The organism is Oleiphilus sp. HI0132, from assembly GCF_001635845.1.
In genome coordinates this window covers 1-1,024 of record NZ_LWGJ01001810.1, presented here as the reverse complement: position 1 = coordinate 1,024, position 1,024 = coordinate 1, and the positions used below count along the sequence as shown (strand labels likewise).

Annotated in this window: 2 protein-coding genes; one reads left to right on the top strand and one right to left on the bottom strand. The window is 45.3% G+C overall.

Annotated elements, in window-relative coordinates; genetic code table 11:
• Positions 1-264, top strand: a 264-nt coding sequence (locus tag A3766_RS27370; protein ID WP_231883013.1) for a phospholipase D-like domain-containing protein, incomplete at its 5' end; no start/stop codon positions are given.
• Between the two features lie 3 nt (positions 265-267).
• Here A3766_RS27370 and A3766_RS27365 read toward each other — a convergent pair.
• Positions 268-1,024 (bottom strand): flagella assembly protein FlgT middle domain-containing protein (locus A3766_RS27365; protein WP_304440989.1); only part of this gene is annotated, 757 nt, incomplete at its 5' end.

Below are 1,024 nucleotides of genomic sequence, written 5' to 3'. Positions count from 1 at the left end.
GCAGGAATCATGCACTCTAAAACCTTGATTATTGATGACTGGGCTTGCATCGGCTCAAGTAACCTCAACACCCGCAGCCTAATGCATGATTTGGAAATCGATTACAGCCTGCAACTTACCGCCAGCCGAGAGCAATTGGCAATTAATTTTCGTGACGACCTGAGCTGCAGCGAAGAACTGAAGAGCGACTCGCTGGACAAAAAGCATTTTATCCAACGGTATTTGGGCGGACTGCTACTAATATTTTTCTCTTACTGGGTGTAAAAACTACCAAGCGATTAGCAAGTCATCCTCTTGTATATTTATTCGCCCTGGGTCCATACTGACACTACCACTAGCAAAACCAGGGTGCACCTGAGAAACGGTGAGTGATGTCTTGACATTCGTTAGTTCAGTACCCGCTAGCATATCTGCGTCGTAATAATTGTAGGTACGATATAAAGAAAACTTATCTCCAGGGCGAACACCGGAGCTTGCACCCGAATTGAAGTGTAATGTTTTACCGTCAACTCTTGATATACGTGCAATAAAGGGCTGACACTCCAATTGCTCTCCTACTAAAGTAGCAACACCATCCACCAGTTGAGCGACTGCTAGACCATATTCGTCATTCCAGAACTCTGCAGTGCCAAAGCCACTCAGATCATCAATATCATCTTCCCACGGCGCAGATACTGCAAAACTTCTTTGCCAGATAATCGCACCACTATAGCCATCATGAACAAATAGCTCCATTGCAAAGCGACGTTTGATATTGGCGTTATTGCTCATCCTTTTCAGTTTCGCCCAATATGATGTGGAGAAAGCTTCCGGGTCTTCTAGCGACAGATCTCTCACCACACCTGAGATAACAAATTGAGCTCCAACCTGCTTCGCGTAATCAGCCGCTTTGGTCAGTGTACTCTGCGATGTGAAGTGACTGGGCGCATTGATCACATCCTGATGCAAAGAAAACTCACTCTGCTCGAAAACAACTAACTTATCTTGCAGCTGTAAAGACTGATTAAGTGCACTGGCCAATCCA